At 69.9% G+C, this 22,908-nt stretch carries 20 protein-coding genes; 16 read left to right on the top strand and 4 right to left on the bottom strand.

Going from position 1 to position 22,908, the window contains the following annotated elements:
- Entirely contained in the window at positions 1-1,074 is a 1,074-nt protein-coding gene (gene pdhA, locus ACE3Q2_RS04605; protein WP_231696419.1) for a pyruvate dehydrogenase (acetyl-transferring) E1 component subunit alpha, read from the bottom strand.
- A gap of 112 nt (positions 1,075-1,186) precedes the next feature.
- Complete coding sequence (locus tag ACE3Q2_RS04600) at positions 1,187-4,861, bottom strand: Calx-beta domain-containing protein (RefSeq protein ID WP_374473126.1); 3,675 nt, start codon at positions 4,859-4,861, stop codon at positions 1,187-1,189.
- 135 nt (positions 4,862-4,996) lie between these two features.
- Here ACE3Q2_RS04600 and ACE3Q2_RS04595 point away from each other — a divergent pair, with 135 nt between their 5' ends.
- The 3 genes from ACE3Q2_RS04595 to ACE3Q2_RS04585 all read left to right on the top strand — a co-directional run bounded on the left by ACE3Q2_RS04595 (position 4,997) and on the right by ACE3Q2_RS04585 (position 9,132).
- A complete protein-coding gene (locus tag ACE3Q2_RS04595; protein ID WP_231696417.1) occupies positions 4,997-5,857 on the top strand; it encodes a tryptophan 2,3-dioxygenase family protein in 861 nt (286 codons plus the stop codon).
- A 59-nt stretch (positions 5,858-5,916) separates the two neighbouring features.
- A complete protein-coding gene (locus tag ACE3Q2_RS04590; protein WP_231696416.1) occupies positions 5,917-7,497 on the top strand; it encodes an AbgT family transporter in 1,581 nt (526 codons plus the stop codon).
- A 132-nt stretch (positions 7,498-7,629) separates the two neighbouring features.
- Positions 7,630-9,132 (top strand): peptide MFS transporter, encoded by a 1,503-nt coding sequence (locus tag ACE3Q2_RS04585; protein ID WP_231696415.1) that lies wholly within the window; start codon positions 7,630-7,632, stop codon positions 9,130-9,132.
- A gap of 58 nt (positions 9,133-9,190) precedes the next feature.
- Here the strand turns inward: ACE3Q2_RS04585 and ACE3Q2_RS04580 are convergent, their stop codons facing one another.
- Entirely contained in the window at positions 9,191-9,646 is a 456-nt protein-coding gene (locus ACE3Q2_RS04580; protein WP_231696414.1) for a MarR family winged helix-turn-helix transcriptional regulator, read from the bottom strand.
- Positions 9,647-9,731: 85 nt separating this feature from the next.
- On the opposite strand from ACE3Q2_RS04580, the gene hppD reads away from it, so the two are divergent.
- The 4 genes from hppD (at position 9,732) to maiA (ending at position 13,969) form a co-directional block, all read left to right on the top strand.
- The gene (gene hppD / locus ACE3Q2_RS04575) at positions 9,732-10,832 is read left to right on the top strand and encodes a 4-hydroxyphenylpyruvate dioxygenase (protein WP_374473122.1); all 1,101 of its coding nucleotides are present in this window, start codon (positions 9,732-9,734) and stop codon (positions 10,830-10,832) included.
- Between the two features lie 34 nt (positions 10,833-10,866).
- Positions 10,867-12,162 (top strand): homogentisate 1,2-dioxygenase, encoded by a 1,296-nt coding sequence (gene hmgA, locus ACE3Q2_RS04570; RefSeq protein ID WP_374473120.1) that lies wholly within the window; start codon positions 10,867-10,869, stop codon positions 12,160-12,162.
- Positions 12,163-12,187: 25 nt separating this feature from the next.
- Positions 12,188-13,183 (top strand): fumarylacetoacetate hydrolase family protein, encoded by a 996-nt coding sequence (locus ACE3Q2_RS04565; RefSeq protein WP_374473118.1) that lies wholly within the window; start codon positions 12,188-12,190, stop codon positions 13,181-13,183.
- Between the two features lie 123 nt (positions 13,184-13,306).
- On the top strand, positions 13,307-13,969 hold the full coding sequence (maiA, locus tag ACE3Q2_RS04560; RefSeq protein WP_374473116.1) for a maleylacetoacetate isomerase: 663 nt from the start codon (positions 13,307-13,309) through the stop codon (positions 13,967-13,969).
- A 7-nt stretch (positions 13,970-13,976) separates the two neighbouring features.
- Here maiA and ACE3Q2_RS04555 read toward each other — a convergent pair whose 3' ends face one another.
- Positions 13,977-15,110, bottom strand: a complete 1,134-nt coding sequence (locus tag ACE3Q2_RS04555) for a PilT/PilU family type 4a pilus ATPase (protein WP_374473114.1) — start codon at positions 15,108-15,110, stop codon at positions 13,977-13,979.
- Positions 15,111-15,204: 94 nt separating this feature from the next.
- Here ACE3Q2_RS04555 and ACE3Q2_RS04550 point away from each other — a divergent pair, with 94 nt between their 5' ends.
- The 9 genes from ACE3Q2_RS04550 to ACE3Q2_RS04510 all read left to right on the top strand — a co-directional run bounded on the left by ACE3Q2_RS04550 (position 15,205) and on the right by ACE3Q2_RS04510 (position 22,906).
- Positions 15,205-15,567: a hypothetical protein gene (locus ACE3Q2_RS04550; protein WP_374473112.1), complete on the top strand. Its 363-nt coding sequence runs from the start codon at positions 15,205-15,207 to the stop codon at positions 15,565-15,567.
- A 2-nt stretch (positions 15,568-15,569) separates the two neighbouring features.
- Positions 15,570-16,520, top strand: a complete 951-nt coding sequence (locus tag ACE3Q2_RS04545) for an OmpA family protein (RefSeq protein WP_374473110.1) — start codon at positions 15,570-15,572, stop codon at positions 16,518-16,520.
- 377 nt (positions 16,521-16,897) lie between these two features.
- Entirely contained in the window at positions 16,898-17,116 is a 219-nt protein-coding gene (locus tag ACE3Q2_RS04540; protein WP_043800037.1) for a YdcH family protein, read from the top strand.
- A 136-nt stretch (positions 17,117-17,252) separates the two neighbouring features.
- Complete coding sequence (locus tag ACE3Q2_RS04535; protein ID WP_231696408.1) at positions 17,253-18,623, top strand: pyridoxal-phosphate dependent enzyme; 1,371 nt, start codon at positions 17,253-17,255, stop codon at positions 18,621-18,623.
- Positions 18,624-18,708: 85 nt separating this feature from the next.
- Positions 18,709-20,436, top strand: a complete 1,728-nt coding sequence (locus ACE3Q2_RS04530; protein ID WP_231696407.1) for a type II/IV secretion system protein — start codon at positions 18,709-18,711, stop codon at positions 20,434-20,436.
- Between the two features lie 4 nt (positions 20,437-20,440).
- Entirely contained in the window at positions 20,441-21,637 is a 1,197-nt protein-coding gene (locus tag ACE3Q2_RS04525; protein WP_231696406.1) for a type II secretion system F family protein, read from the top strand.
- Positions 21,638-21,656: 19 nt separating this feature from the next.
- Positions 21,657-22,094 carry a type II secretion system major pseudopilin GspG gene (gspG, locus tag ACE3Q2_RS04520; protein WP_231696405.1) on the top strand — a complete coding sequence of 146 codons (438 nt, stop codon included), beginning with the start codon at positions 21,657-21,659 and terminating at the stop codon, positions 22,092-22,094.
- The gene (locus ACE3Q2_RS04515) at positions 22,063-22,497 is read left to right on the top strand and encodes a prepilin-type N-terminal cleavage/methylation domain-containing protein (RefSeq protein ID WP_231696404.1); all 435 of its coding nucleotides are present in this window, start codon (positions 22,063-22,065) and stop codon (positions 22,495-22,497) included. The genes gspG and ACE3Q2_RS04515 overlap by 32 nt, the downstream gene beginning before the upstream one ends.
- Positions 22,487-22,906, top strand: a complete 420-nt coding sequence (locus tag ACE3Q2_RS04510) for a prepilin-type N-terminal cleavage/methylation domain-containing protein (protein WP_374473106.1) — start codon at positions 22,487-22,489, stop codon at positions 22,904-22,906. The genes ACE3Q2_RS04515 and ACE3Q2_RS04510 overlap by 11 nt, the downstream gene beginning before the upstream one ends.
- Positions 22,907-22,908 lie beyond the last annotated feature (2 nt).

Below are 22,908 nucleotides of genomic sequence, written 5' to 3'. Positions count from 1 at the left end.
TCAGCGGCCCTCCCACTTGATGGCGTCGGCGCGCTGCGCCTCGTATTCGGCCGGGAGCTCGGCGTAGAGGTAGTCGAACATGGCTTCCACCGGCTGCACCTTGGTTTCGAGGTAGGCGTTGACCTCCTCGTCCACGCGCTTGCCGCATTCCTCCTTCCAGGCGGCCTCCTCGGCCTCGCTCCACATGCCTTCGTTGATCAGGAAGGTGCGCAGGCGCGACATCGGCTCGCGTTCCCAGGCCGCCTTCACCTCGGCGTCGTCGCGGTAGCGGCGGGCGTCGTCGGCGGTGGTGTGGTCGGACAGGCGGTAGGTGACCAGTTCCAGCACCGAACCGCCGTGGCCGTTGCGCGCGCGCTTGAGCGCATGGTCCATGGCGGCGCGCACGGCGATGATGTCGTTGCCGTCCACCTGCACGCAGTCCAGGCCGCCGGCCAGGCCCTTCTGGGCCAGGGTCTTGGCGCCGGTCTGCGACTTGCGCGGCACCGAGATGGCCCACTGGTTGTTGATGATGCACAGCACGAAGGGCAGGGCGTATGCGCCGGCCGAGTTGATGGCGGCGTAGGTGTCGGTCTTGGAGCTGCCGCCGTCGCCGACGCAGGTGACGGCCACGCGCGGTTCGCCGCGCAGCTTGAAGGCCAGGGCGGCGCCGGCCGCGTGCAGGCACTGGGTGGCGATGGGCACGCACCAGGGGTAGTCGTGCGGCGGGCCGGAGAAGTCGTTGCCGCGCTCGTCGCCGCCCCAGTACATCAGCACGTCGCGCGGCTTCACCCCGCGCATGAACTGCGCGCCGTACTCGCGGTAGCTCGGCGCGAACACGTCGTCGTACTGCATGGCGCTGCCGATGCCGATGTGCGCGGCCTCGTGGCCCAGGCAACTGGCGTAGGTGCCCAGCTTGCCGGTGCGCTGCAGGGCCACGGCCTTGGTGTCGAAGGTGCGCACCAGCAGCATCTGCTTGAACAGCTCGACCAGGTTGCGGCGGTCGCGGGCGAATTCGGGCAGGTCCTCGCGGACCAGGCGGCCGTCCTGGCCAAGGTATTGCAGGTATTCGATCTCGAAGGTGGCGACGGTGCTCATTCGGGCCTCCCGGGCAGGAGGGTTTGATAGCAGCCACCCCGGGGCAAAGCAAGCCGCCCAAAAAAAGGGGCGCGGCCAAGGCCGCGCCCCCGGGTTACCTACGCCGGCGTATTCAGTACGAACCGAGGCCGACGGTGAACTGGGTCACCTGCCTGTTGTTGGCCGGCAGCGAGTCGATGGCGGCGCTCTCCACCTCGGCGGTCACATAGGCCTTGGTGGACTGGTTGGCGCGCACCCGGAAGCGGAGCACGTCGTTGCCGCCGTTCGGGTAGGCGCCGTCGCGGTCGCAGCGGAAGGTCTGGCGCGAGCTGGTGACCGAAGCCAGGCCGCAGCTCCAGCCGGCCGGTGCCTCGGGAACGACGCTCTCGAGGCTGCGGTTGAACGACACCTCCAGCGAGGTCGCCGGGGCCGCGTGCGGGCCGCGGTTGTTGACGCGGTAGCCGACCACGGCCTCGCGGGCGTAGACGATGGTCGCCGGGGTGTCGGCCTTGTACAGCACCAGGTTGGCGTAAAGGATCATCGACGCCGTGGCCGAGGCCTCGTCGTTGGCGCCGTTGCCGTCGTTGCTGGTGGTCGCCACGCTGGCCGACAGGGTCAGGCCGTCGGCCTGGAACGCGGTCGAGTCGCTGGTGCCCGCGGTGATCGTGAACACGGCGCTGCCGGCCGCGACGGACTCGGAAACGCAGTCCACCGAAGTCGCGCCCGCGGCCACCACGGCCGGGGCGCAGGTGAAGCCGGCCGGCGCCGACACCGCCAGCGAGGGCAGTTCGGCATTGGCGCTGAAGCTCACCAGCACGTCAGTCGCGTCCTGCGGGCCGGCGTTGGACAGGGTGGCCTGGAAGCCCACCGGGCTGCCCGGCTGCACGGCGCCGCCGGTGGCGGTGACGGCCAGGCCGAGGTCGACGCTGCGGAAGCCGTCCTCGTCCACGAACAGCACCACCGGGTCGTGGTCGGAGGAACGCAGCGGAACCGCGTCGTCGCCGAAGTTGTCCACGCCGAAGTCGGCGTTGATGCGGGCGTGCTCGGTGCGCAGGGCGCCTGCGGCGTCGATCAGGGCCTGGTTCACCACCAGGTGGTCGAGCGTCTGGGCGCTGCCCTCGAAGGTGAAGGAGTAGTTCTGGCCTTCCTCCGATTCGAAGCTCATGTTGGTCAGCGGCACGGTCACCGGGCTGTCCACGTACTCGAGCACGGCGTCGTTGGCGGCCTCGCGGCCGGTGATGATGCCCATCACGTCCACGTAGCCGTCGCTGAACTCGAAGGCGTTGAAGTCGCCCAGCAGCACGATGCGCTCGTCCGGGTTGGCCTGCTGGAACTGCTCGATCAGCGCGGCGGTGTACTCGGCCTGCAGGGCGCGCTTGGTGCGGCGGCGGTCGCCCGTGGTCGGGTAGCCGTTCGAGCCCGGGTCGAGCGAGTTGATGTCGATCAGCGACAGCAGGTGGTTGCCGACCACGGTCACCGGGGCGCTGGCGCCGTTGGCGGCGTTCACCACCGCGCGCAGCACCAGCGGCGGGCGGTCGTGCATGATCGAGGTGCTGCCGTTCGGGTTGTTGATGACCTCGGCCTTGCCGTACTGCACCACGTCGAGCACCTCGACGCGCGGCACCGACGGGCGCACCTCGGCCGTGCTCACCAGGAAGCCGATGTTGATCTTGCCGACGTCGTTGCCTTCCACCAGGTAGGCCACGTACTGGGGGTTGCGCTCGCAGGTGCCCGGCACGTTGGTGTTGATGGCGTCGGCCAGGCGCGAGAGCGCGTTGAGGTTCTCCACCTCGACCACGCCCAGGATGTCCGGCGTCCTGACGTATTCGCAGATGGCGCGGGCGGTCTTGGCCACGCGGCGCTCGAAGGCGACGGTGGTGAGCACGGTGTCGCCGCCGGCGTCGTTCACGTCGTCGTAGAAGCGCAGCAGGTTGAAGCCGGCGATGGTGTACTCCGACGGGGTCGGGTCGGCCACGGCCACCGGGGTGGCGCCGCCTTCGACGACCACCGGGGCGGACGGGTCGGGCAGCAGGGTGTAGGTGCCGTAACCGTAGTCGAGCACGCCCACCAGGCCGCTCACGACGGCCTGGGCGTCCACGGCGATCACCGGGGCGCCGACCTGGCCGTTGCTCTGCACGCGGATGCGCTCGGGGTTGGTGTCGTACACCGGCGTGGCGGCCGGGATGCCGGGGGTGACGTCGAGCGCGCCCACGCCTTCCTCGCGGAACGGACGGGCCACGCCTTCGACCACGCCCCAGAAGTTGCCGTTGGCGCTCGACAGGGCGTCGTTCTCGTCGATGAAGCCCTCGCCCGGGCCGGAGGAGACCAGGCGGGCGACGGAGACGCGCATGCCCTCGAGGCGCTCGAGGCTGTCCACCGGGCCGGCCGGGTTGGCGAGCGCGGCGGTGATTTCCACCGGGGCCGGCAGCGCGTTGCCGGTCGACACCAGGGCGGTGACGGCCGTGCCGGTGAGCTCGGTCAGCGGCTGCTGGTGCGGGTTCGAGGACGGGGTGTATTCCACCACCGTGCCCGAGACCTCGAGCAGGTTGCCGACCACGGCCTGGGCCGGGACGTTGTTGTTGCCGGTGAAGACGTAGATGCCCTGCGAGGTCGCGGCGTCGGCGTCGGCCTCGGCGTCCGGGGTCTGCAGGTAGTAGCCGGCCGTGCGCACGGCGGTGACGATGCCGCGGGTGTAGAGGAACTCGCCGGTGCGCGGCGAATTGCGGCCGCTGCCCTGGATCTCGTGGATGGCCAGGATCGGGAAGTCGTCCTCGGTGATCGTGCCCAGGCCCTGGGCATCGCCCACGTCGGCGCCGACCACGTTGGTGAGGTTCACGAAGAAGGTTTCATTCGCGCCTTCGATCACGTCGTCGCCGTTCACGGTGACGTCGAAGGTGAAGCTGCTGTCGCCCTCGGCGATTACCTGGCCGGTGAGCGAACGGGCGACGTAGTCGCTGCCCGCCGTGGCCGTGTTGTCGGCGGTGGCGATGTCGAAGCTGACGCCGCCGGACGGGGCCGGTTGGTTCAGGCTGACCGTAAAGGTGGCGGTGCTGGTGCCGGCCTCGCCCTCGGCGAGCGTGACGTCGTTGACGGCGATGCGCAGCGGCGCCACCGAGGCGGTGACGCTGATGTCGTCGATGCCGACCCATTCGTCGTTGCCGCTGGCATTGCTGGTGACGATGCGCAGCTCGACCAGCGGCTGGCCCTCGGCCTCGGCCGGCAGCACCACGGAAACCGGCGTGGACAGCGTGGCCAGGCTCGGGCCGGTGGTGGCGTCGGCCACGAAGGCGGCCGGCACGTTGGTGAAGTCGCCGCTGTTGCCGACGCGGTACTGCAGCGCGACGGCCTGGGTGGCATTGTCGGCCGAGCCGTCGATGTCTCGGATCGTGTAGGCGACCGTGACGTCCTGGGCGCCGATGGTGTTGACGTAGAGCTTGAGGTAGGGCGCGTCGGCGGTGCCGCTGCCCTGCAGCGCCACCACCGGGTTGGCGATCTGGAATTCGGTGACGCCGCCGGCGGTGTTGGTGTTCGGCGCAGCCTGGTTGGCGTTGACGTCGATCACGCCCGGCGAGTCGGCGCCCAGCAGGGTCTGCGGGTCGGCGCCGGTGAGGCCGGTCAGGTTGTCACCGCGGAAGCCTTCGATGCCCGGCACGCCGGACCAGCTGTCGTTGGTGGTGATCAGGCCGGTGTCGGTCCAGTCCTGCGCGAAGGGCAGGGACTGGGGAGTGCTGTCGGCCTGGGCCGTGGTGGCCAGCAGGGCGGAAAGCAGGGCCGCGGCGAGGCCGGCCCGCCGGAGGGCAGTACGCATAGGTGGATTCCCCTGGGTGGTTGCGCAATCGGCCGATGGCGGCCGCAAGGGCGGAATGGTAGCGGCTTTTTCTTTGCTTTCGCGTGACACCCCCCGGGGGGTACCCTGACGCCCCCTTCCCGCCCGGACCGGCCCGTGTCCCAGACTCCCAACCAGCGCGCCCTCGAGCAGGGCATCACCACCGACCTCAGGGACCGCCTGACCTACGGCGGCTACCTGCGCCTGGACACCCTGCTGTCGGCCCAGACCCCGCTGTCGGACCCGCCGCACCACGACGAGATGCTGTTCATCGTCCAGCACCACGTCTCCGAGCTGTGGCTGAAGCTGGTGATCCACGAGCTCCGGGCCGCCCTGGGCTGCCTGCAGCGCGACCAGCTCGACCCGATGCAGAAGATCCTGGCCCGGGTGAAGCAGGTGCAGCGCCAGCTCACCGAAATGTGGTCGGTGCTCGAAACCCTGACCCCGGCCGACTACCTGCAGTTCCGCTCGGTCCTGGGCCCGGCCTCGGGCTTCCAGTCCCTGCAGTACCGGCTGGTGGAATTCCTGCTGGGCAACAAGAACGCCGACATGGTGAAGGTGTTCTCGCACGACCCGGCCGCCACCGCCGAGCTCGAGGCCGTGCTGCACGCGCCCAGCCTCTACGACGAGTTCCTGCGGCACCTGCACCGCAGGGGCTACGCCATCCCGGCGGCCTGCGTCGAGCGCGACTGGTCGAAGCCGCACGTGCGCGAGCCCGGCCTGATCCCGGTGTTCAAGCGCATCTACGAGGACACCGACGCCCACTGGGAGGCATACGCCACCTGCGAGCAGCTGGTGGACGTGGAGGCCGGCTTCCAGTTCTGGCGCTTCCGGCACATGAAGACGGTGGAGCGCATCATCGGCTACCGCCGCGGCACCGGCGGCAGCTCGGGCGTGGGCTTCCTGAAGCAGGCCCTGGACCTGACCTTCTTCCCCGAGCTGTTCGAGGTCCGCACGGTGCTTGGCACCCCGGATTGACGCGCCGGGGGCGCAAGGGCTGGTAGGCTCGGGGGTCCTGTTCGAACCGAGGGACCCGAATGACTACCGCCACCGCCGCGCCCAAGGGCTGGATCGTGCGCGCGCTCGACCTGGTCGAGCGCGTGGGCAACAAGCTGCCCGACCCCGCCGTGCTCTTCCTGCTGCTGATGGTGGCCACCTGGGTGGTGTCCTGGGCGCTGTCGGGCGTGGCCTTCGAGGCCCTGGACCCGCGCACCGGCCAGCCCATCGCGGTGAAGAACCTGCTGGCCGGCGAGTCGCTCACCGGCTTCCTGGCGGCCATGGTCAACACCTTCGCCACCTTCCCGCCGCTGGGCGTGGTGCTGGTGGCCATGCTGGGCCTGGGCGTGGCCGAGCACACCGGCTTCATCTCGGCCGCGCTGCGCGCCGCGCTCACCGTCACCCCGCGCATGCTGCTGACCCCGGCCCTGATCGGCGTGGGCATCCTCAGCCACGTGGCGGTGGACGCCGGCTACGTGCTGGTGATCCCGCTGGGCGCGGTGATCTTCTACGCCGCCGGCCGCCACCCGCTGGCGGGCATCGCGGCGGCGTTCGCCGGCGTGTCGGGCGGCTTCTCGGCGACGTTGGGCATTCCCAGCAGCCTCGACCCGATGCTCTCGGGCCTGACCCAGACCGCCGCGCAGCTCACCGACCCGGCGGTCACCGTGAGCCCGCTCAACAACTTCTTCTTCACCTCCGCCTCGAGCGTGCTGATCATGCTCGTCGGCTGGTTCCTCACCGACAAGGTCATCGAACCGCGCCTGCGCGGCACCGCCATCGACGGCGACCCCTCTCAGATGCCCAGGCTCGACCCGCTCACCGCGGCCGAGAAGGCCGGCCTGGCGCGCGCGGCGGCGGCGATGGCGGTCGCGGCGGTGCTGTTCGTCCTGAGCGTGTGGCCGGAAACCTCGCCGTGGCGCGCGCCCGAAGGCACGCCGCTGCCGCCGGGCCAGAGCGACCTGCTGGTGCCGCAGGCGCCGCTGATGCAGTCCATCGTGCCCCTGATCTTCATCTTCTTCCTGGTGCCGGGCGTGGTGTACGGCGTGGCCGCGGGCAGCGTGAAGAGCCACCGCGACGTGGTGCAGGGCATGGCCAAGGCCATGTCGGGCATGGGCTACTACATCGTCATGGCCTTCTTCTGCGCCCAGTTCATCTGGGCCTTCGGCCAGAGCAACCTGGGCGCGCTGGTGGCGGTCGAGGGTGCCAGCGGCCTGCGCGCGCTGGGCCTGCCCAACGCCGTCACGCTGGTGGGCATCATCCTGCTCACCGCTTCCGTGAACCTGCTGATCGGCTCGGCTTCGGCCAAGTGGGCGCTGATCAGCGCCATCATGGTGCCGATGCTCATGGAGCTGGGCATTTCGCCCGACCTGACCCAGGCGGCCTACCGCGTCGGCGACTCGAGCACCAACATCATCACGCCGCTGCTGCCGTATTTCCCGCTGATCGTGGTGTTTTGCCAGCGCTACGTGAAGGGTTCGGGCATCGGTACCCTGCTGGCCCTGATGCTGCCGTTCTCGGTCACCCTGCTCGTCACCTGGACCGCGTTCCTGCTGGGTTACTGGGCCCTGGAACTGCCGCTGGGCTGGGGCGCCAGCTACGAATACCTGCCGGCCGCGCGCTGATGCCCGCGCCCGCCCCGGTTTGACGGGGCGGGGCCGCTCCGGTTACACCTTGCCGGCCCCGCGGCGGCGGCTTGCCGGACGCCGCGGGCGCCAAAACCACCATAACAACGAATCACCAGGGGAGAGACCGCGATGAGCGGAGCACCGAACCAATCCGCGGCCGCCGTGCCCGCCTACCCGCAGCTCATGGGCCATCCCAGGCCGCTGTGGATGTTGTTCATGACCGAGTTCTGGGAGCGCTTCGCCTTCTACGGCATGCGCTGGGCGCTCGCCCTGTACATCGTGGCGCAGTTCTACGCCGGCGACAGCGCTGGCGAGGCCCCGGCCAGCCGCCTGTACGGCGCCTACCTGGCGCTGGTGTACGCGGCGGCGCTGTTCGGCGGTTGGGTGGCCGACAAGGTGATCGGCTACCAGCGCTCGATCCTGCTGGGCGCGGTGATCATGGCCACCGGCCTGTTCCTGATCATGATGCCCGACGAGCAGCTGTTCAAACTCGGCCTGGCCACCATCATCGTCGGCAACGGCCTGTTCAAGCCCAACATCTCGACCATGGTCGGCCAGCTCTACGCCACCGGCGACGAGCGCCGCGACTCGGGCTTCACCCTGTTCTACATGGGCATCAACCTGGGCGCGATGATCGCCCCGTGGCTCACCGGCCTGCTGGCCGAGCGCGTCATGGGCGGCAGCCCGGCCATGCCGGCCTACAAGGTCGTGTTCCTGGTCTCGGGCATCGGCATGGTGATCAGCCTCATCTGGTTCTGGTTCGGCCGCAGCCAGCTGCAGGGCGTGGGCCGGCCGATGGAAGGCGCCGACGGCAAGGGACGCGTGCTCGTCACCGCGATCTGCGCGCTGGTGGCCATCCCGGTCGTGTACTTCCTGCTCTCGATCGGCGCCGGCGCGCTGCAGTGGATCCTGTCGGCGCTGTTCGTCGGCCTGTGCGTGCTGATCCTGCGCGAAGGCTTCAAGGACGGCGCGGTTCGCCGCGACATGGCCATCGCCATGCTCATCATCTTCGTGTTCAACGTGCTGTTCTGGTGCTTCTTCGAGCAGGCCGGCAGCTCGTTCAACTTCCTGGCCCAGAACATCGTCGACCGCGACCTCGGCGGCTGGATCTTCCCGGTGGGCTGGTTCCAGTCGGTGAACTCGCTGGCCATCATCACGCTGGCGCCGGTGCTGGCCTGGCTGTGGGTGAAGATGGGCCGCCACAACCCGTCCATCCCGCGCAAGTTCGGCCTGGGCCTGATCTTCAACGGCCTGGCCTTCCTGCTGCTGATGCTGGCCCTGTCCACGATGGTCGACCCGGCCACCCTGAAGATCCCGTTCTGGACGCTCTTCATGGTCTACGTGATCCAGTCGGTGGGCGAGCTGTGCCTGTCGCCGATCGGCCTGTCCATGGTGACCAAGCTGGCCCCGGTGCGCCTGGTGGGCTTCGGCATGGGCGGCTGGTTCCTGTCCACCGCCATCGGCAACAACCTGTCGGGCATCTTCGCCAGCCACGTGAGCGGCGAGGGCGGCATGAGCGTGGAGTCGGCCCTGTCGGGCTACACCTTCGGCTTCTGGGCGCTGGTGATCCCGGGCGTGCTGCTGTTCCTGATCGCCCCGCTGATCAACAAGCTGATGCACGGCGTGAAGTAAAGGCCGCGCCATTGCTGGAAAGGAAACGGCGGCCCCCGGGCCGCCGTTTTTTTTGCCTTCAGCCGGGCCGGGTGGCCAGCTCCAGCTCTTCCATGCGGGTGAGCAGGCGGTCGAGCGCGGCGCGTTCCTCGGGCGACAGGCCCTCGAGCAGGCGGCGCTGGTAGGCCAGGGCCATGGGCGCCACTTCGTCGTAGATGGCGCGGCCGGCGGGGCTCAGGCGCAGCATGGAATGGCGGCGGTCGTCGCGCCGGGTCTGGCGCTCGATGCGGCCGGCGGCCTGCAGCGAGGCGATGGCCCGGCTCACCGCCACCTTGTCCATGGCGGTGCGCTCGGCCACTTCCCGCGCCGGGATGTCGCTGTGCCGGCCCAGCACCGCCAGCACCCGCCATTCGGTGATGCCCAGGCCGAAGCGATCGGCGTAGAGCCGGGCGATGTCCTGGCTGATGCGGTTCGACAGCACCGAAAGCCGGTAGGGCAGGAAGTGCTCCAGGTCGAGGATGTCCCGGTCGGGCATGCGGCGCCGCGCCTTGCAAGTGGTTTCAAATGAAACTATAACGACGCCCTTCCCCTTGCAAGCCGCTCCCACCGGAGGACCGCCCATGAACGCCCAGCCCCAGGCCCACGCCCCGAACCTCGGCATGACGCCCACCACCTTCGAGAACCCGATGGGCATCAACGGCTTCGAATTCGTCGAATTCGCCGCCCCGGCCGGCCGCGGCGAGTCGATGGCGCAGTACCTGCGCAACCTCGGCTTCACCGCCGTGGCCCGGCACAAGCACCGCCCGATCACCCTGTTCCGCCAGGGCGCCATCAACTTCCTGCTCAACGAATCGGCCGATTCCTTCGCGTCCGGCTTCGCGGCCCAGCACGGCCCCTCGGCCTGCGGCTTCGCGATCCGCTTCCGCAAGCCCTCGCAGGACGTGTTGGCGCACGTGCTGGCCAACGGCGGCGAGAAGGTGGAGCACCTGGCCGAGACCCGCGCGGTGGACGCGCCGGTCATCAAGGGCATCGGCGACTGCATGCTGTACCTGGTGGACGACGGCCGGGCCGACCTGTACGCCGACTTCGAGCCGCTGCCGGGCGTGGACCAGGCGCCGAAGGGCTTCGGCCTGACCTTCATCGACCACCTCACCCACAACCTGTTCGTGGGCAACATGGCGAAGTGGTCGGACTACTACGAGAAGCTGTTCAACTTCCGCGAGATCCGCTACTTCGACATCAAGGGCGCCAAGACCGGCCTGCTGTCGAAGGCCATGACCGCGCCGGACGGCGTGGTGCGCATCCCGCTCAACGAGTCGAGCGACGAGAAGAGCCAGATCAACGAATACCTGCGCGAGTACAAGGGCGAGGGCATCCAGCACATCGCCCTGTTCACCGACGACATCTATTCGTCGGTGGAGGCCATGCACCAGGCCGGCGTGAAGTTCCTCGACACCCCGGACACCTACTTCGAGGTGATCGACCAGCGCATCCCGAACCATGGCGAGGACGTGGCCCGGCTGCGCAGGAACAGCATCCTGATCGACGCCGACCCGGAGACCAAGCAGCGCAAGCTGCTGCAGATCTTCACCCAGAACGCCTTCGGCCCGATCTTCTTCGAGATCATCCAGCGCAAGGGCAACGAGGGCTTCGGCGAGGGCAACTTCCAGGCCCTGTTCGAATCCATCGAACGCGACCAGATGCGCCGCGGTGTGCTCTGACACCACGTTCGAACCCCAATATCTGGAACCGACGATGAGCCTGAAGTACCTGAGTGGGTTTGGGAACGAGTTCGCGACCGAGGCGCTGCCGGGTGCGTTGCCCGAGGGGCGCAATTCGCCGCAGCGCTGCCCGTACGGGCTGTACAACGAGCAGATCAGCGGCACCGCGTTCACCGCGCCGCGGCACAGCAACCGCCGCACCTGGATGTACCGCATCCGGCCCGCGGCCATGCACGGGCCGTTCGAGGCGATGGCGCACGCCAGCTTCCACGGTGACTTCGGCCAGGGCCCGGTGACGCCCGAGCAGCTGCGCTGGAACCCCCTTCCCATGCCGGTGGCGCCCACCGACTGGCTCGACGGCCTGTACACCATGGCCGGCAACGGCGGCCCCTCGGCCGGTGGCCTGGGCGTGCACCTGTACGCCGCCAACGCCGACATGGCCGGCCGCTTCTTCTACAACGCCGACGGCGAGATGCTGATCGTGCCCCAGCAGGGCCGCCTGCGCATCGCCACCGAGCTGGGCGTGCTGGAGGTGGAACCGCAGGAGATCGCGCTGATCCCGCGCGGCATCCGCTTCACCGTCTCGCTGCCCGACGGCCAGGCCTGCGGCTACGTCTGCGAGAACTTCGGCGCCATGTTCAAGCTGCCCGACCTGGGCCCGATCGGCAGCAACGGCCTGGCCAACCCGCGTGATTTCCTCACGCCGGTGGCTGCGTACGAGGACCGCGAGGGCGACTTCGAGCTGGTGGCCAAGTTCCAGGGCGGCCTGTGGCGCGCCGGCCTCGGCCACAGCCCGCTCGACGTGGTGGCCTGGCACGGCAACTACGCGCCCAGCAAGTACGACCTGCGCCGCTTCAACACCATCGGCTCGATCAGCTACGACCACCCGGACCCGTCGATCTTCCTGGTGCTGCATTCGCCCAGCGACAGCGAGGGCGTGAGCAACATCGACTTCGTGATCTTCCCGCCGCGCTGGCTGGTGGCCCAGGACACCTTCCGGCCGCCCTGGTTCCACCGCAACATCGCCAGCGAGTTCATGGGCCTGGTGCACGGCGCCTACGACGCCAAGGCCGAGGGTTTCGTGCCGGGCGGCAGCTCGCTGCACAACTCGATGAGCGGCCACGGCCCGGACGCGGCCACCTTCGAAAAGGCCACCACGGCCGACCTGTCGAAGCCCGACGTGATCACCGATACGATGGCCTTCATGTTCGAGTCGCGGCACGTCATCCGCCCGACCGCGCAGGCGCTCGCCGCCGGCCACCGCCAGGCCACCTACCAGCAGTGCTGGCAGGGCCTGGCCCGGAATTTCGACCCGAGCCGCCGCGGCTGAGCCGCGCGGCCCACAGGAGCAAGCAATGAAACTCGGTTCCCTCAAGGAAGGCGGCCGCGACGGCACGCTGGTGGTCGTCTCCAAGGACCTGTCGCGGGCGGTGAAGGCCACCGGCATCGCGCCGACGCTGCAGCGCGCGCTGGAAGACTGGTCCAACGCCGCACCGCGCCTGAACGCGGTGTACGAGGCGCTGGAAGCCGGCACCCCGGAAACCATCAACGGCGAGCCGGTGTTCGCGCTGGACTTCGCCCAGCTGGCCGCGCCGCTGCCGCGCGCCTACGAGTTCGTGGACGGCAGCGCCTACCTGCCGCACGTGGCCCGCGTGCGCAAGGCGCGCGGCGCCGAGGTGCCCGAGAGCTTCTACACCGACCCGCTGATGTACCAGGCGGTCAGCGCCGGCTTCTACGGCCCGCGCGACCCGGTGCTGGTGGCCGACGAAGGCTTCGGCATCGACCTCGAGGCCGAGGTGGTCGTGGTCACCGACGACGTGCCGCAGGGCGCGACGCCGGCGCAGGCCGCGCAGCACATCCAGCTCATCGGCCTGGTCAACGACGTCTCGCTGCGCAACCTGATCCCGGGCGAGCTGGCCAAGGGCTTCGGCTTCCTGCAGTCCAAGCCGCGCTCGGCGCTGAGCCCGGTGTTCGTCACCCCCGACGAGCTGGGCGAGGCCTGGCAGGGCAACAAGGTGCACCTGCCGCTGCTCACCCACATCAACGGCAAGTGGTTCGGCGCGCCCGAGGCGGGCGTGGACATGCAGTTCGACTTCGCCCAGCTGGTGGCGCACGCGGCCAAGACCCGCCCGCTGTCGGCCGGCACCATCGTCGGTTCGGGCACGGTGGCCAACGAGGACACCTCGCTGGGCGCCAGCTGCTTCGCCGAGCAGCGCACGGTGGAAACCCTGCGCGACGGCAAGCCCAGCACCCCCTTCATGGCCTTCGGCGACACCGTGCGCATCGAGATGAAGGCGCGCGACGGCAGCGACATCTTCGGCGCCATCGAGCAGAAGATCGCCAAGGCCTGACCTGATCTGCTCTTTGTGGGAGGGCCTTCAGGCCCGACAGCCCGTCGGGCCTGAAGGCCCTCCCACAACCTGCGGGGCGGGCGTATGCTTGGGCCGGACAGGCGAGGGCAGAGGGCTGGCGGTATGAATCCAGGCTCCATCCGGCTTTATTCCTACTGGCGCTCCAGCGCCGCCTACCGGGTGCGCATCGCGCTCAACCTCAAGGGCATGCCCTACGAGACGCTGCCGGTGCACCTGGCCCGGGGCGAACAGCACCAGGCGCCCTACAGCGACCTCAACCCGCAGGAACTGGTGCCCGTGCTGCTGCACGGCAGCCGCATCCTGCGCCAGTCCATGGCCATCATGGAGTACCTGGACGAAACCTGGCCGACGCCGCCGCTGATGCCCGCCACGGCGCGCGACCGCCAGCGCGTGCGCGCCATCGCCCAGATGATCGCCTGCGACATCCACCCGCTGAACAACCTGCGCGTGCTGCAGTTCTTCGAGAACACCTGGAACGTGCCCCAGGCCGAGCGCGACGCTTGGGTACGGCACTGGATCCAGGCGGGCTTCGAGGCGCTGGAAGACACCCTGGCCGACAACCCCTCCACCGGCACCTTCTGCGACGGCGAAATGCCCACCATGGCCGACTGCTGCCTGGTGCCGCAGGTCTACAACGCGGTGCGCTTCGGGGTGGACCTGGCGCCGTACCGGACGATCCGGCGCATCAACGAAGCCTGCCTCGCCCTCGAGGCCTTCGAGGCCGCCCGGCCGGAAAACCAGCCGGACGCCCCGGTCGGGAACTGAGCGCGGCTCAGTAGCCCGTCGATTCGCTGCCCGGGCCGGCGCCGCCGTACATGTCGGCGTAGGGGTCGTGTTCGCCCGTGGCGCCTTCCGAGAGGCGGATCTTCAGGGCCAGGCCGTCGCGCGAGTCGGCCTTGCGCAGCGCCTCCTCCAGCTCGACCTTGCCTTCCTTGTACAGGCGGAACAGCGACTGGTCGAAGGTCTGCATGCCTTCCTGCAGCGACTTGTCCATGGCCTCCTTGATCTCGTGCACCTCGCCGCGGCGGATCAGGTCGCGGATCATCGGGGTGTTGATCAGGATCTCGGCGGCGGGCAGGCGCTTGCCGTCCTTGCCGATGACCAGGCGCTGGCTGATGACCGCCTTGAGGTTCAGCGACAGGTTCATCAGCACGTTCTTGTGGGCCGACTCCGGGAAGAAGTTCAGGATGCGGTCCAGGGTCTGGTCGGCGTTGTTCGAGTGCAGCGTGGCCAGGCACAGGTGGCCGGTCTCGGCGAAGGCGATGGCCGATTCCATGGTGGTGGCGTCGAGGATCTCGCCGATCAGGATGACGTCCGGCGCCTCGCGCATGGCGTTCTTGAGCGCGTTGTGGAAGGCGTGGGTGTCCAGGCCCACCTCGCGCTGGTTGACGATGGACTTCTTGTGCTTGTGCAGGAACTCGATCGGGTCCTCGATGGTGAGGATGTGGCCCGTGGTGCTGGCGTTGCGGTGGTCGATCATGGCCGCCAGCGTGGTGGACTTGCCCGAGCCGGTGGAGCCGACCACCAGCACCAGGCCGCGCTGCTCCATCACGATGTCCTTGAGGACGTTCGGGAGCTTGAGCTGGTCGATGTTGGGGATCTCGCTCTTGATGGCGCGGATCACCATGCCCACTTCGCCGCGCTGCTTGAACACGTTGACGCGGAAGCGCCCGGTGTCCTTCACCGCGATGGCCATGTTGAACTCGAGGTCGCGCTCGAAGGCCGGGACCTGGCCCTCGTCCATCAGGGAGTAGGCGATCTTCTTGACCATGCCGGCCGGCAGGCCGGTGTTGCCGAGGGGGTAGAGCTTGCCCTCGACCTTGATGTAGACGGGCGCGCCGGTGGTCAGGAACATGTCCGACGCGTTCTTTTCCGTCATCAGCTTCAGGAAATAGCCGATGTCCATGTCAGTATCCTTGGATCCCCTGTTTCGGTCCCGGTGGACGGCGCGGGGTGGCTACAATGAGCACCGCCCGAACGCCGACCTGCGAGTTCGCCTTATGACACTATCCTCGCTAAAAATCCATCTCGCGCTGGCGCTTTTGCTGGCCGCGTCCACAGCTTCGGCGGCAAATGAAGCCGACCTGGCCGTCGCCGCCGCCGAACGCGCGGTGCTTGCCGCCGAGTCGGCGAACCCGCGCGGGGAGGCCGCCGCCGCGCTCGACCGCGCCCGCGGCCAGTGGCAGGCCGCCCAGGCCAGCCGCCGCCAGTCCGATCGCCTGCGCCTGGCCGAAGCCGCCGCCGCCAACGCCGACCTGGCGCACGCCCGGGCGCGGCTCGACGCCGCCCGCGAGGAGGTCGACAGCCGCGCCGCGCGCAACGACGACCTGCGTCGCCGCCTGCTTGTGAACCGGGGGAACTGAGCATGCTGCGCACCCTGGGGGTTTCCCTGATGCTGGCCGCCCTGCTGGCCATGCCGGCCGCCGCCGCGCCGAGCGAACACGAACAGGCCGTGGCCCGCCTGGCCGCCGAACTGGGCACGCTCGACGCCGACGCCTCGCTGGGCGGCCTGGGACGGCTCGAACGCCTGCAGGCCCGGCAGGCCCTGGCCGATGCCCGCGACGCCCGCCGCCGCGACCGCGAGCACAAGCTGGCCCTGGCCGCCGTGCGCATCGAAACCGCTCGCCTGGCTGCCGAAGCCGAGCTGCTGGCCGACCAGGCCGCGCAGCTCGACCGCGAGCGCGACCAGATCATGATCGAGGCCAGCCGCCTCGAGGCCGAACGCGCCCGCCGCGAATCCGAACGCCTGCGCCTGCAGGCCCTGGCCCGCGAGGAGGCGCTGCAGCGCGAACTGGAGCTGGCCGAGGCCGACCGCGTCGCCGCGGTGGAAGCCGCCGAGGCGGAAACCGCCCAGGCCCGCAAGCTGGCCGCCGCCCGTGCCCGCGAAGCCGAGCTGGCGCGCAAGGAAGCCGAACTCGCCGCCGCCATCGCCGCCGACGACATCGCCGACGCGGCCCCGCCGCCGGCGCGCCGCGAGGGTGGCAAGCAGGTGTACACGCTGGCCGGCAACGCCTTCGGCAGCGGCAGCGCCAGCCTCACCGCCGAGGCCCAGGCCAGCCTGCGCGCGCTCGCCGGCCTGCTCACGGGCAGCGGCAAGGTCAGCATCGAAGGCCACACCGACAGCCAGGGCGCCGACGACGCCAACCGCGCGCTCTCGCAGCGCCGCGCCGACGCGGTGCGGCGCGTGCTGGAAGAGGCCGGCGTCGCCGGCAGCCGGATGCGCGCCACCGGCAAGGGCGAATCGACCCCGGTGGCCGACAACGCCAGCGCGGCCGGCCGCGCACTCAACCGGCGCGTCGAGATCATCGTAAATTGAAGGAAATTCAATTACTTGTGGGGCTTCTCAAAGCCTTAACATTCACTAAGTAGTTGAATCCAAAGGCCCTGGCCCAGGGCCGGCGAAGTCCCCGCCCGTCGGGGGCTTTTCCTTTTCCGATCAACGGTTTGCCTCGAGGCTTGCAGCCCTGTTTTGGGGGGCGTAGGTTCAAAGCCCGGGTGGCGCGATGCCCCCGGGTAACCGAGCCAGGCCGATGAAAGCAGACCTCGCCCCCGCCGATTGCGCCGCCTCCCGAACGGAAGCGGGCGCGTCGTGTGGAGGCGCCGCCCGCGAAAGCGACCTGACCTTTGTCTCAATCCGCCACGCCCTGGTCCCCATCGGCCGGGGCGTTCGCGTTTCTGGAGGAGGTCATTCCGATGTTTGAAGGGCAACCGCAACAAGAGCTCGACGCGCTGATGAAGAGCGACCCGGAATTCCGGCAGCTCTACCACCGGCACCGCGAACTGGACAAGCAGGTGCTGGACGCCGAGCTGGGCGTGCTCCCGCTCGACGACACCACGCTCGCGCGCATGAAGAAGGAAAAGTTGAACGCGAAGGACCGCCTGACCCGCATGTTCGACCAGCGCAGGCACTGAGTTCCCGCTGCGGCGGCGGCGGCCCACCTCGTCGGGTCGCCGCCGCCCGCACTTTCCCGGCCCCGCCTCGGGTGCCGGCGCGGCCGGGGCCGCTGCTAGAATCGGGAATCCGCCACCGCGCCCGGTTCCCCTCCCCATGACGGCCCACCAGAACGTCCTCGAGCTCATCGGCAACACGCCGATGGTCAAGGCCCAGCACCTCGACACCGGCCTCTGCGAGCTCTACCTCAAGCTCGAATGCATGAACCCCGGCGGCTCCATCAAGGACCGCATCGGCCTGAAGATGATCGAGGCGGCCGAAGCCCGCGGCGACCTCAAGCCCGGCGCCACCCTCGTGGAAGGCACCGCCGGCAACACCGGCATCGGCCTGGCCCTGGTGGCCCAGCAGAAGGGCTACAAGCTGCTGCTGGTGGTCCCGGACAAGATGAGCCGGGAGAAGATCTTCAACCTGCGCGCCATGGGCGCCGAGGTGGTGCTGACCCGCTCGGACGTGGCCAAGGGCCACCCCGACTACTACCAGGACATGGCCGCGCGCATCGCCGCCGAAACCCCGGGCGCCTACTTCATCAACCAGTTCGGCAACCCCGACAACCCGGCCGCGCACGAGCAGGGCACCGGCCCCGAGATCTGGGCGCAGATGGACCACGACATGGACGCCATCGTGTTCGGCTGCGGCAGCTCGGGCACCATGACCGGCCTCTCGCGTTTCTTCGCCAAGGCCGCGCCGCACGTCGAGCTGGTGCTCGCCGACCCGGTCGGCTCCATCCTCACCCAGTACATCAACGAAGGCGTGCTCAGCACCAAGTCGGGCAGCTGGATGGTGGAAGGCATCGGCGAGGACTTCCTGCCCGACATCTCCGACTTCAGCCGCGTCAAGAAGGCCTACGCCATCTCCGACAAGGAAAGCTTCCTGGCCGGCCGCGAGCTGCTGGTGAAGGAAGGCGTGCTCGGTGGCAGCTCCAGCGGCACCCTGCTGGCCGCGGCGCTGAAGTACTGCAGGGAGCAGACCACGCCCAAGAAGGTGGTGGTGTTCGTCTGCGACACCGGCAACAAGTACCTGTCGAAGATGTACAACGACTACTGGATGCTCGACAACGGCTTCATCGAGCGCCCGCAGCACGGCGACCTGCGCGACCTGATCCTGCGCCCGTACGCCCAGCGCGACACCGTGGTGGTGGGGCCGAACGACACCCTGCACGTCGCCTACCAGCGCATGAAGATGTACGACGTCTCGCAGCTGCCGGTGATGGATGGCGAGAAGATCGTCGGCATCGTCGACGAATCCGACGTGCTGCTGCACGTCTACGGCAACGAGGCCCGGTTCAAGGACAGCGTGGCCAGCGCCATGGTCAGCCAGCTCAACGTGCTGGAGGTGACCTCGCCGATGGAGTCGCTGCTGCCGGTGTTCGAGCGCGGGCAGGTGGCCATCGTGATGGACGGGCCGAAGTTCCTGGGCCTGATCACCCGCATCGACCTGCTCAACTACCTGCGCCGCCGGGTGCAGTAACCGCGCCTGACCGGGCCCCGCCGGCCGGCCGGGGCCGGCGGGCGAACTGCTATCCTGCCCCGGCCCGCCCGCAAACCCCGGCAACATGCCTCCAGCCCAGACCGAACAAACCGAACGCACCCTGGCGCCCAGCGCCCGCCGCCTGGGCGACCTGCTGGTCGAACGCCAGCTGGCCACGCGCGCCGACATCGGCAAGGCGCTGGCCTTCCAGCAGCAGTTCGGCGGCCGCATCGGCTCCATCCTGGTGCGCCTGGGCGCGCTGTCGGAGGAGTCCCTGCTGCCGGTGCTGTCCGAGCAGCTGGAAATGCCGCTGCTCGAAGGCCCCGAGTGGCCCACCGACGCCGCCGCCATGCACCGCGTCGCCGAGGCCAGCGGCCTGGTGGCCGACTGGTGGGTGGACAACGGCGTGGCCGGCTGGGAAACCGAATCCGGCCAGTGGCTGGTGGCCGCGCGCGACCCGCTCGACCCCTCGCTCAACGAAATCCTCGCCCGCCGCCTGCCCGCCGGCGGCTGGCAGTGGCGCCTGGCCCGCGGCCAGGACCTCGACCGCCTGCTCGACCTGGCCGCGCGCAGCGAGCGCCGCGACGACGAGTTCGGCGACGACGACGTCAGCCACCTGCGCGAACTGGCCGAGGAGGCGCCGGTCATCGAGCTGGTGAACAACGTGCTGGCACAGGCCATGGACCAGCGCGCCTCGGACATCCACATCGAGCCGGAAGAGCAGGTCTTCCACGTGCGCCTGCGCATCGACGGCATCCTGCACACCCGCCTCACCCTGCCCATCAGCCGCTACCCGGCGGTGGCCTCGCGCGTGAAGCTGATCTCCGGCATGGACATCGCCGAGCGCCGCCTGCCGCAGGACGGCCGCCTGAGCACCCGCGTCAGCGGCCAGGACGTGGACATCCGCGCCTCGGCGGTGCCGGCCGTGCACGGCGAATCGCTGGTGCTGCGCCTGCTGCCCAAGGAGCGCCAGGACCTGAGCCTCGAGCGCCTGGGCTTCACCCCGCGCGACCTGGCCATGTTCCGCGGCTGGGCGCGCGAGCCGCACGGCATCGTGCTGGTCACCGGCCCCACCGGCTCGGGCAAGTCGACCACGCTCTACGGCACGCTGGAGGAAATGAACCAGCGCGACCGCAAGATCATCACCGTCGAGGACCCGGTCGAATACCAGGTGCCCGGCGTCACCCAGATCCAGGCCAACGCCGAGATCGGCTACAGCTTCGCCCGGGCCCTGCGCGCGATCCTGCGCCAGGACCCCGACGTGATCATGATCGGCGAAATCCGCGACCTGGAAACCGCCGAGATCGCCGTGCAGTCGGCGCTCACCGGCCACCTAGTGCTGTCCACGCTGCACACCAACGACGCGGTCAGCGCCTTCACCCGCCTGGTGGACATGGGGCTCGAACCCTTCCTGGTCGCCACCTCGGTGCGCGCCGTGCAGGCGCAGCGCCTGGTGCGCCGGGTCTGCCCGGACTGCAGCCAGCCGGCCGAAGTGCTGCCGGCGGTGGAGCGCCTGGTGGCGCCGGTGCTCGACGGCGACGCCTCGCCGCCGCAGTGGCGCAAGGCCGTGGGCTGCCCGCGCTGCCGCGGCACCGGCTACCGCGGCCGCCTGGGCATCTACGAACTGGTCGACGTCACGCCCGAGCTGCAGGAGCTGGTGCTCGAGCGCGCCACCGCCGAGCGCATGCGCCAGCTGGCCACCGCCCAGGGCGGCCGCACGCTGCGCGAGGACGGCCTGCTCAAGGCGCGCCAGGGCCTGACCACGGTGGACGAGGTCGTGCGCGTCACCGGCGGCATCGCGGCCGAAGCCTGAGCCCATGCAGTTCCGTTACCAGGCCATCGACAAGTCGGGCCATGCCGTTTCCGGCGTGGTCGACGGCCGCAGCGAGCGCGAGGCCTCGCGCCAGCTCGCCCAGCAGGGCCTGACCACGCTGTCGCTGGCCGAGCAGGGCGAACAGGGCGCGCGCCGCCGCCGCGGCAAGGCCTCCAGCCGCGAACTGCAGCTGGTGCTGCAGGAATTCACCACCCTGCTGGAGGCGGGGGTGTCGCTGGTGACGGCGCTGTCCTCGCTGGCCAAGTCCAGCCACCACCCGCAGATCACCGGCGTCTTCTCCGGCATGGAAAAGGCCGTGCGCCGCGGCGACAGCTTCAGCGCCGCCTTCCGCGAGGCGAAGCTGCCGGTGCCCGAATATTTCCTGCAACTGGTCGAGGCGGGCGAGGCCACCGGCCGGCTGGCCGAGTCCATGCGCGGCGGCGTCGAGCAGTTCGAATACGACCAGCGCGTGGCCAGCGAAATGCGCTCGGCCCTGGTCTACCCGGCGGTGCTGGTGTTCTCGGGCATCGCCGCGGTGTCCATCATCTTCCTGTGGGTGGTGCCGCGCTTCGGCAACCTGCTCACCCAGCACGGCGACAACATGCCGGCGCTGTCGCGCCTCACCATCGGCGCCGGCGTCTGGTTCAGCGCGCACTGGTACCTGGTGGCGCTGGCGGCGGTGGCAGCGGGCCTGGGCCTGCGCGCGCTGCTGTCGCGCCGCGAGCTCACCGACCGCCTGGCCGAGTGGGCCGCCGGCCTGCCGGTGCTGGGCGAATGGCTGGTCGAGGCCGAGGTGGGCCGCTGGGCCAGCACGCTGTCGGCGCTGCTGACCGGCCGGGTCGAACTGATCCGCGCCCTCGGCCTGGCCGCCGGCTCGGTGCGGCTGGCCTTCCTGCGCAGCCGCCTGTCCCAGGTGGCCGCTTCGGTGAAGGGCGGCTCCACGCTCTCGGCCGCGCTGCGCGAGCACCGCGCGCTCAACCCCACCGGCTACGACCTGGTGGCGGTGGGCGAGGCCAGCGGCGAGCTGCCCAAGCTGCTGGCCGCCCTGGCGCGCCTGTACGAAACCACGGGCCGGGACCGCATGAAGCGGCTCCTGCAGCTGATCGAGCCGCTGGCGATCATCCTGATCGGCATCGTCATCGGCACCATCGTCACCGCGATCATCCTCGCCATCACCAGCGTCAACGAGGTCCCGCTCTGACGCGTTACCCGGAGTTGCCATGAAAATTTCCCGCCGAAACGCCGGCTTCACCCTGCTCGAGATGCTGGTCGTCCTGGTCATCATCGGCCTGATCGCCAGCCTGGTCGGCCCGCGCCTGTTCAGCCGCGTGGACACCTCGAAGGTGCAGGTGGCCGAGACCCAGGTGCGCATGCTGCGCGGCGCCATCGAGACCTACCGCCTGGAGGTCGGCAAGCTGCCCTCGGTGGAAGAAGGCCTGGGCGTGCTCTACAACCCGCCCGCCGACGAGCGCCTGCGCGCCCGCTGGAAGGGCCCCTACCTGGACGAGCCGGCGCCGCTGGACCCCTGGGGCAACCCCTACCAGTACGCCATCCCCGGCGCCAACGGCATGCCGTTCGCGCTGTATTCCTTCGGCGCCGACGGGGTGCGCGGCGGGGAGGGCAACGATGCCGACGTCGGTTACCTCCCGCGCGGCTGAGGCCGGCCCCCGCGGCCCCGCCGGCCGCGGCTTTTCCCTGCTCGAACTGCTCATCGTGCTGGCCCTGCTCGGGCTGATGACGGCGCTGGTGGCACCGCGCCTGCAGCGCACCTACGAAGCCATCGCCGGCAGCGGCGAACGCGCCGAAGTCCGGCGCCAGCTGGGCCGGCTGCCGCGGCTGGCGCGCATCGCCGGCCAGCCGATCGTGGTGGGCGAGGGCGACGCCGCCGGCCTGGCCGCCGTGCTGGCGCTGCCCGAGGGCTGGCGCGTCACGCCGCTCGAGCCGCTGCGCGTGGAGGCCAACGGCCTGTGCCATGCCACCGCCGTGCGCGTCGAAGGCCCCGGCGACGCCGAGGACCTGTCCCTGTCCATGCCGACCTGCGAGGTGGCCGATGCGCCGTGAGCGCGCCCGCGGCTTCACCCTGCTCGAAGCCGTGGTGGCCCTGGCCATCCTGGCGGCGGCCGGCATGGCCCTGTTCGCGGCCATGACCCAGTCGGTGCAGATGGTCGGCCGCGCCGAACGCTCGCGCGAGGCCGACGCGGCCCTGCGCAACGCCCTGGCCTACGTGGGCGCGGTGAACCCGGCCGAGGACCCGCAGGGCCAGCAGCCGCTCGGGGCCTACGAACTGGTGTGGAACGCCGAGCTGCTCGAGCCCGCGCGCCCCAGCGCCACCGGCTACGTGGCGCCCGGCCTGCACGAAGTGGGTCTCTACCGCCTCGACCTGGAGCTGTGGCGCGACGGCGAACTGCAGCGCGAAGCCAGCGTGCGCCGCATCGGCTACCGCCAGGTCCGCCAGCCGCAGGCCCTGTGACC

Origin of the sequence: Arenimonas sp. (assembly GCF_041913985.1) — a bacterium.
Lineage (GTDB): Bacteria > Pseudomonadota > Gammaproteobacteria > Xanthomonadales > Xanthomonadaceae > Arenimonas.
Note: the sequence above shows the minus strand (reverse complement) of the source record. Positions and strands in the feature narration are given on the sequence as shown.

Excerpts from the sequence above, each read along its gene's own strand:
- ACE3Q2_RS04600 (WP_374473126.1), bottom strand. The coding sequence starts at position 4,861 with ATGCGTACTGCCCTCCGGCGGGCCGGCCTCGCCGCGGCCCTGCTTTCC.
- ACE3Q2_RS04585 (WP_231696415.1), top strand. The coding sequence starts at position 7,630 with ATGAGCGGAGCACCGAACCAATCCGCGGCCGCCGTGCCCGCCTACCCG.
- hppD (WP_374473122.1), top strand. The coding sequence starts at position 9,732 with ATGAACGCCCAGCCCCAGGCCCACGCCCCGAACCTCGGCATGACGCCC.
- hmgA (WP_374473120.1), top strand. The coding sequence starts at position 10,867 with ATGAGCCTGAAGTACCTGAGTGGGTTTGGGAACGAGTTCGCGACCGAG.
- pdhA (WP_231696419.1), bottom strand. The coding sequence starts at position 1,074 with ATGAGCACCGTCGCCACCTTCGAGATCGAATACCTGCAATACCTTGGC.
- ACE3Q2_RS04590 (WP_231696416.1), top strand. The coding sequence starts at position 5,917 with ATGACTACCGCCACCGCCGCGCCCAAGGGCTGGATCGTGCGCGCGCTC.
- ACE3Q2_RS04565 (WP_374473118.1), top strand. The coding sequence starts at position 12,188 with ATGAAACTCGGTTCCCTCAAGGAAGGCGGCCGCGACGGCACGCTGGTG.
- maiA (WP_374473116.1), top strand. The coding sequence starts at position 13,307 with ATGAATCCAGGCTCCATCCGGCTTTATTCCTACTGGCGCTCCAGCGCC.
- ACE3Q2_RS04525 (WP_231696406.1), top strand. The coding sequence starts at position 20,441 with ATGCAGTTCCGTTACCAGGCCATCGACAAGTCGGGCCATGCCGTTTCC.
- ACE3Q2_RS04555 (WP_374473114.1), bottom strand. The coding sequence starts at position 15,110 with ATGGACATCGGCTATTTCCTGAAGCTGATGACGGAAAAGAACGCGTCG.
- gspG (WP_231696405.1), top strand. The coding sequence starts at position 21,657 with ATGAAAATTTCCCGCCGAAACGCCGGCTTCACCCTGCTCGAGATGCTG.
- ACE3Q2_RS04530 (WP_231696407.1), top strand. The coding sequence starts at position 18,709 with ATGCCTCCAGCCCAGACCGAACAAACCGAACGCACCCTGGCGCCCAGC.
- ACE3Q2_RS04510 (WP_374473106.1), top strand. The coding sequence starts at position 22,487 with ATGCGCCGTGAGCGCGCCCGCGGCTTCACCCTGCTCGAAGCCGTGGTG.
- ACE3Q2_RS04535 (WP_231696408.1), top strand. The coding sequence starts at position 17,253 with ATGACGGCCCACCAGAACGTCCTCGAGCTCATCGGCAACACGCCGATG.
- ACE3Q2_RS04545 (WP_374473110.1), top strand. The coding sequence starts at position 15,570 with ATGCTGCGCACCCTGGGGGTTTCCCTGATGCTGGCCGCCCTGCTGGCC.
- ACE3Q2_RS04540 (WP_043800037.1), top strand. The coding sequence starts at position 16,898 with ATGTTTGAAGGGCAACCGCAACAAGAGCTCGACGCGCTGATGAAGAGC.
- ACE3Q2_RS04515 (WP_231696404.1), top strand. The coding sequence starts at position 22,063 with ATGCCGACGTCGGTTACCTCCCGCGCGGCTGAGGCCGGCCCCCGCGGC.
- ACE3Q2_RS04550 (WP_374473112.1), top strand. The coding sequence starts at position 15,205 with ATGACACTATCCTCGCTAAAAATCCATCTCGCGCTGGCGCTTTTGCTG.
- ACE3Q2_RS04580 (WP_231696414.1), bottom strand. The coding sequence starts at position 9,646 with ATGCCCGACCGGGACATCCTCGACCTGGAGCACTTCCTGCCCTACCGG.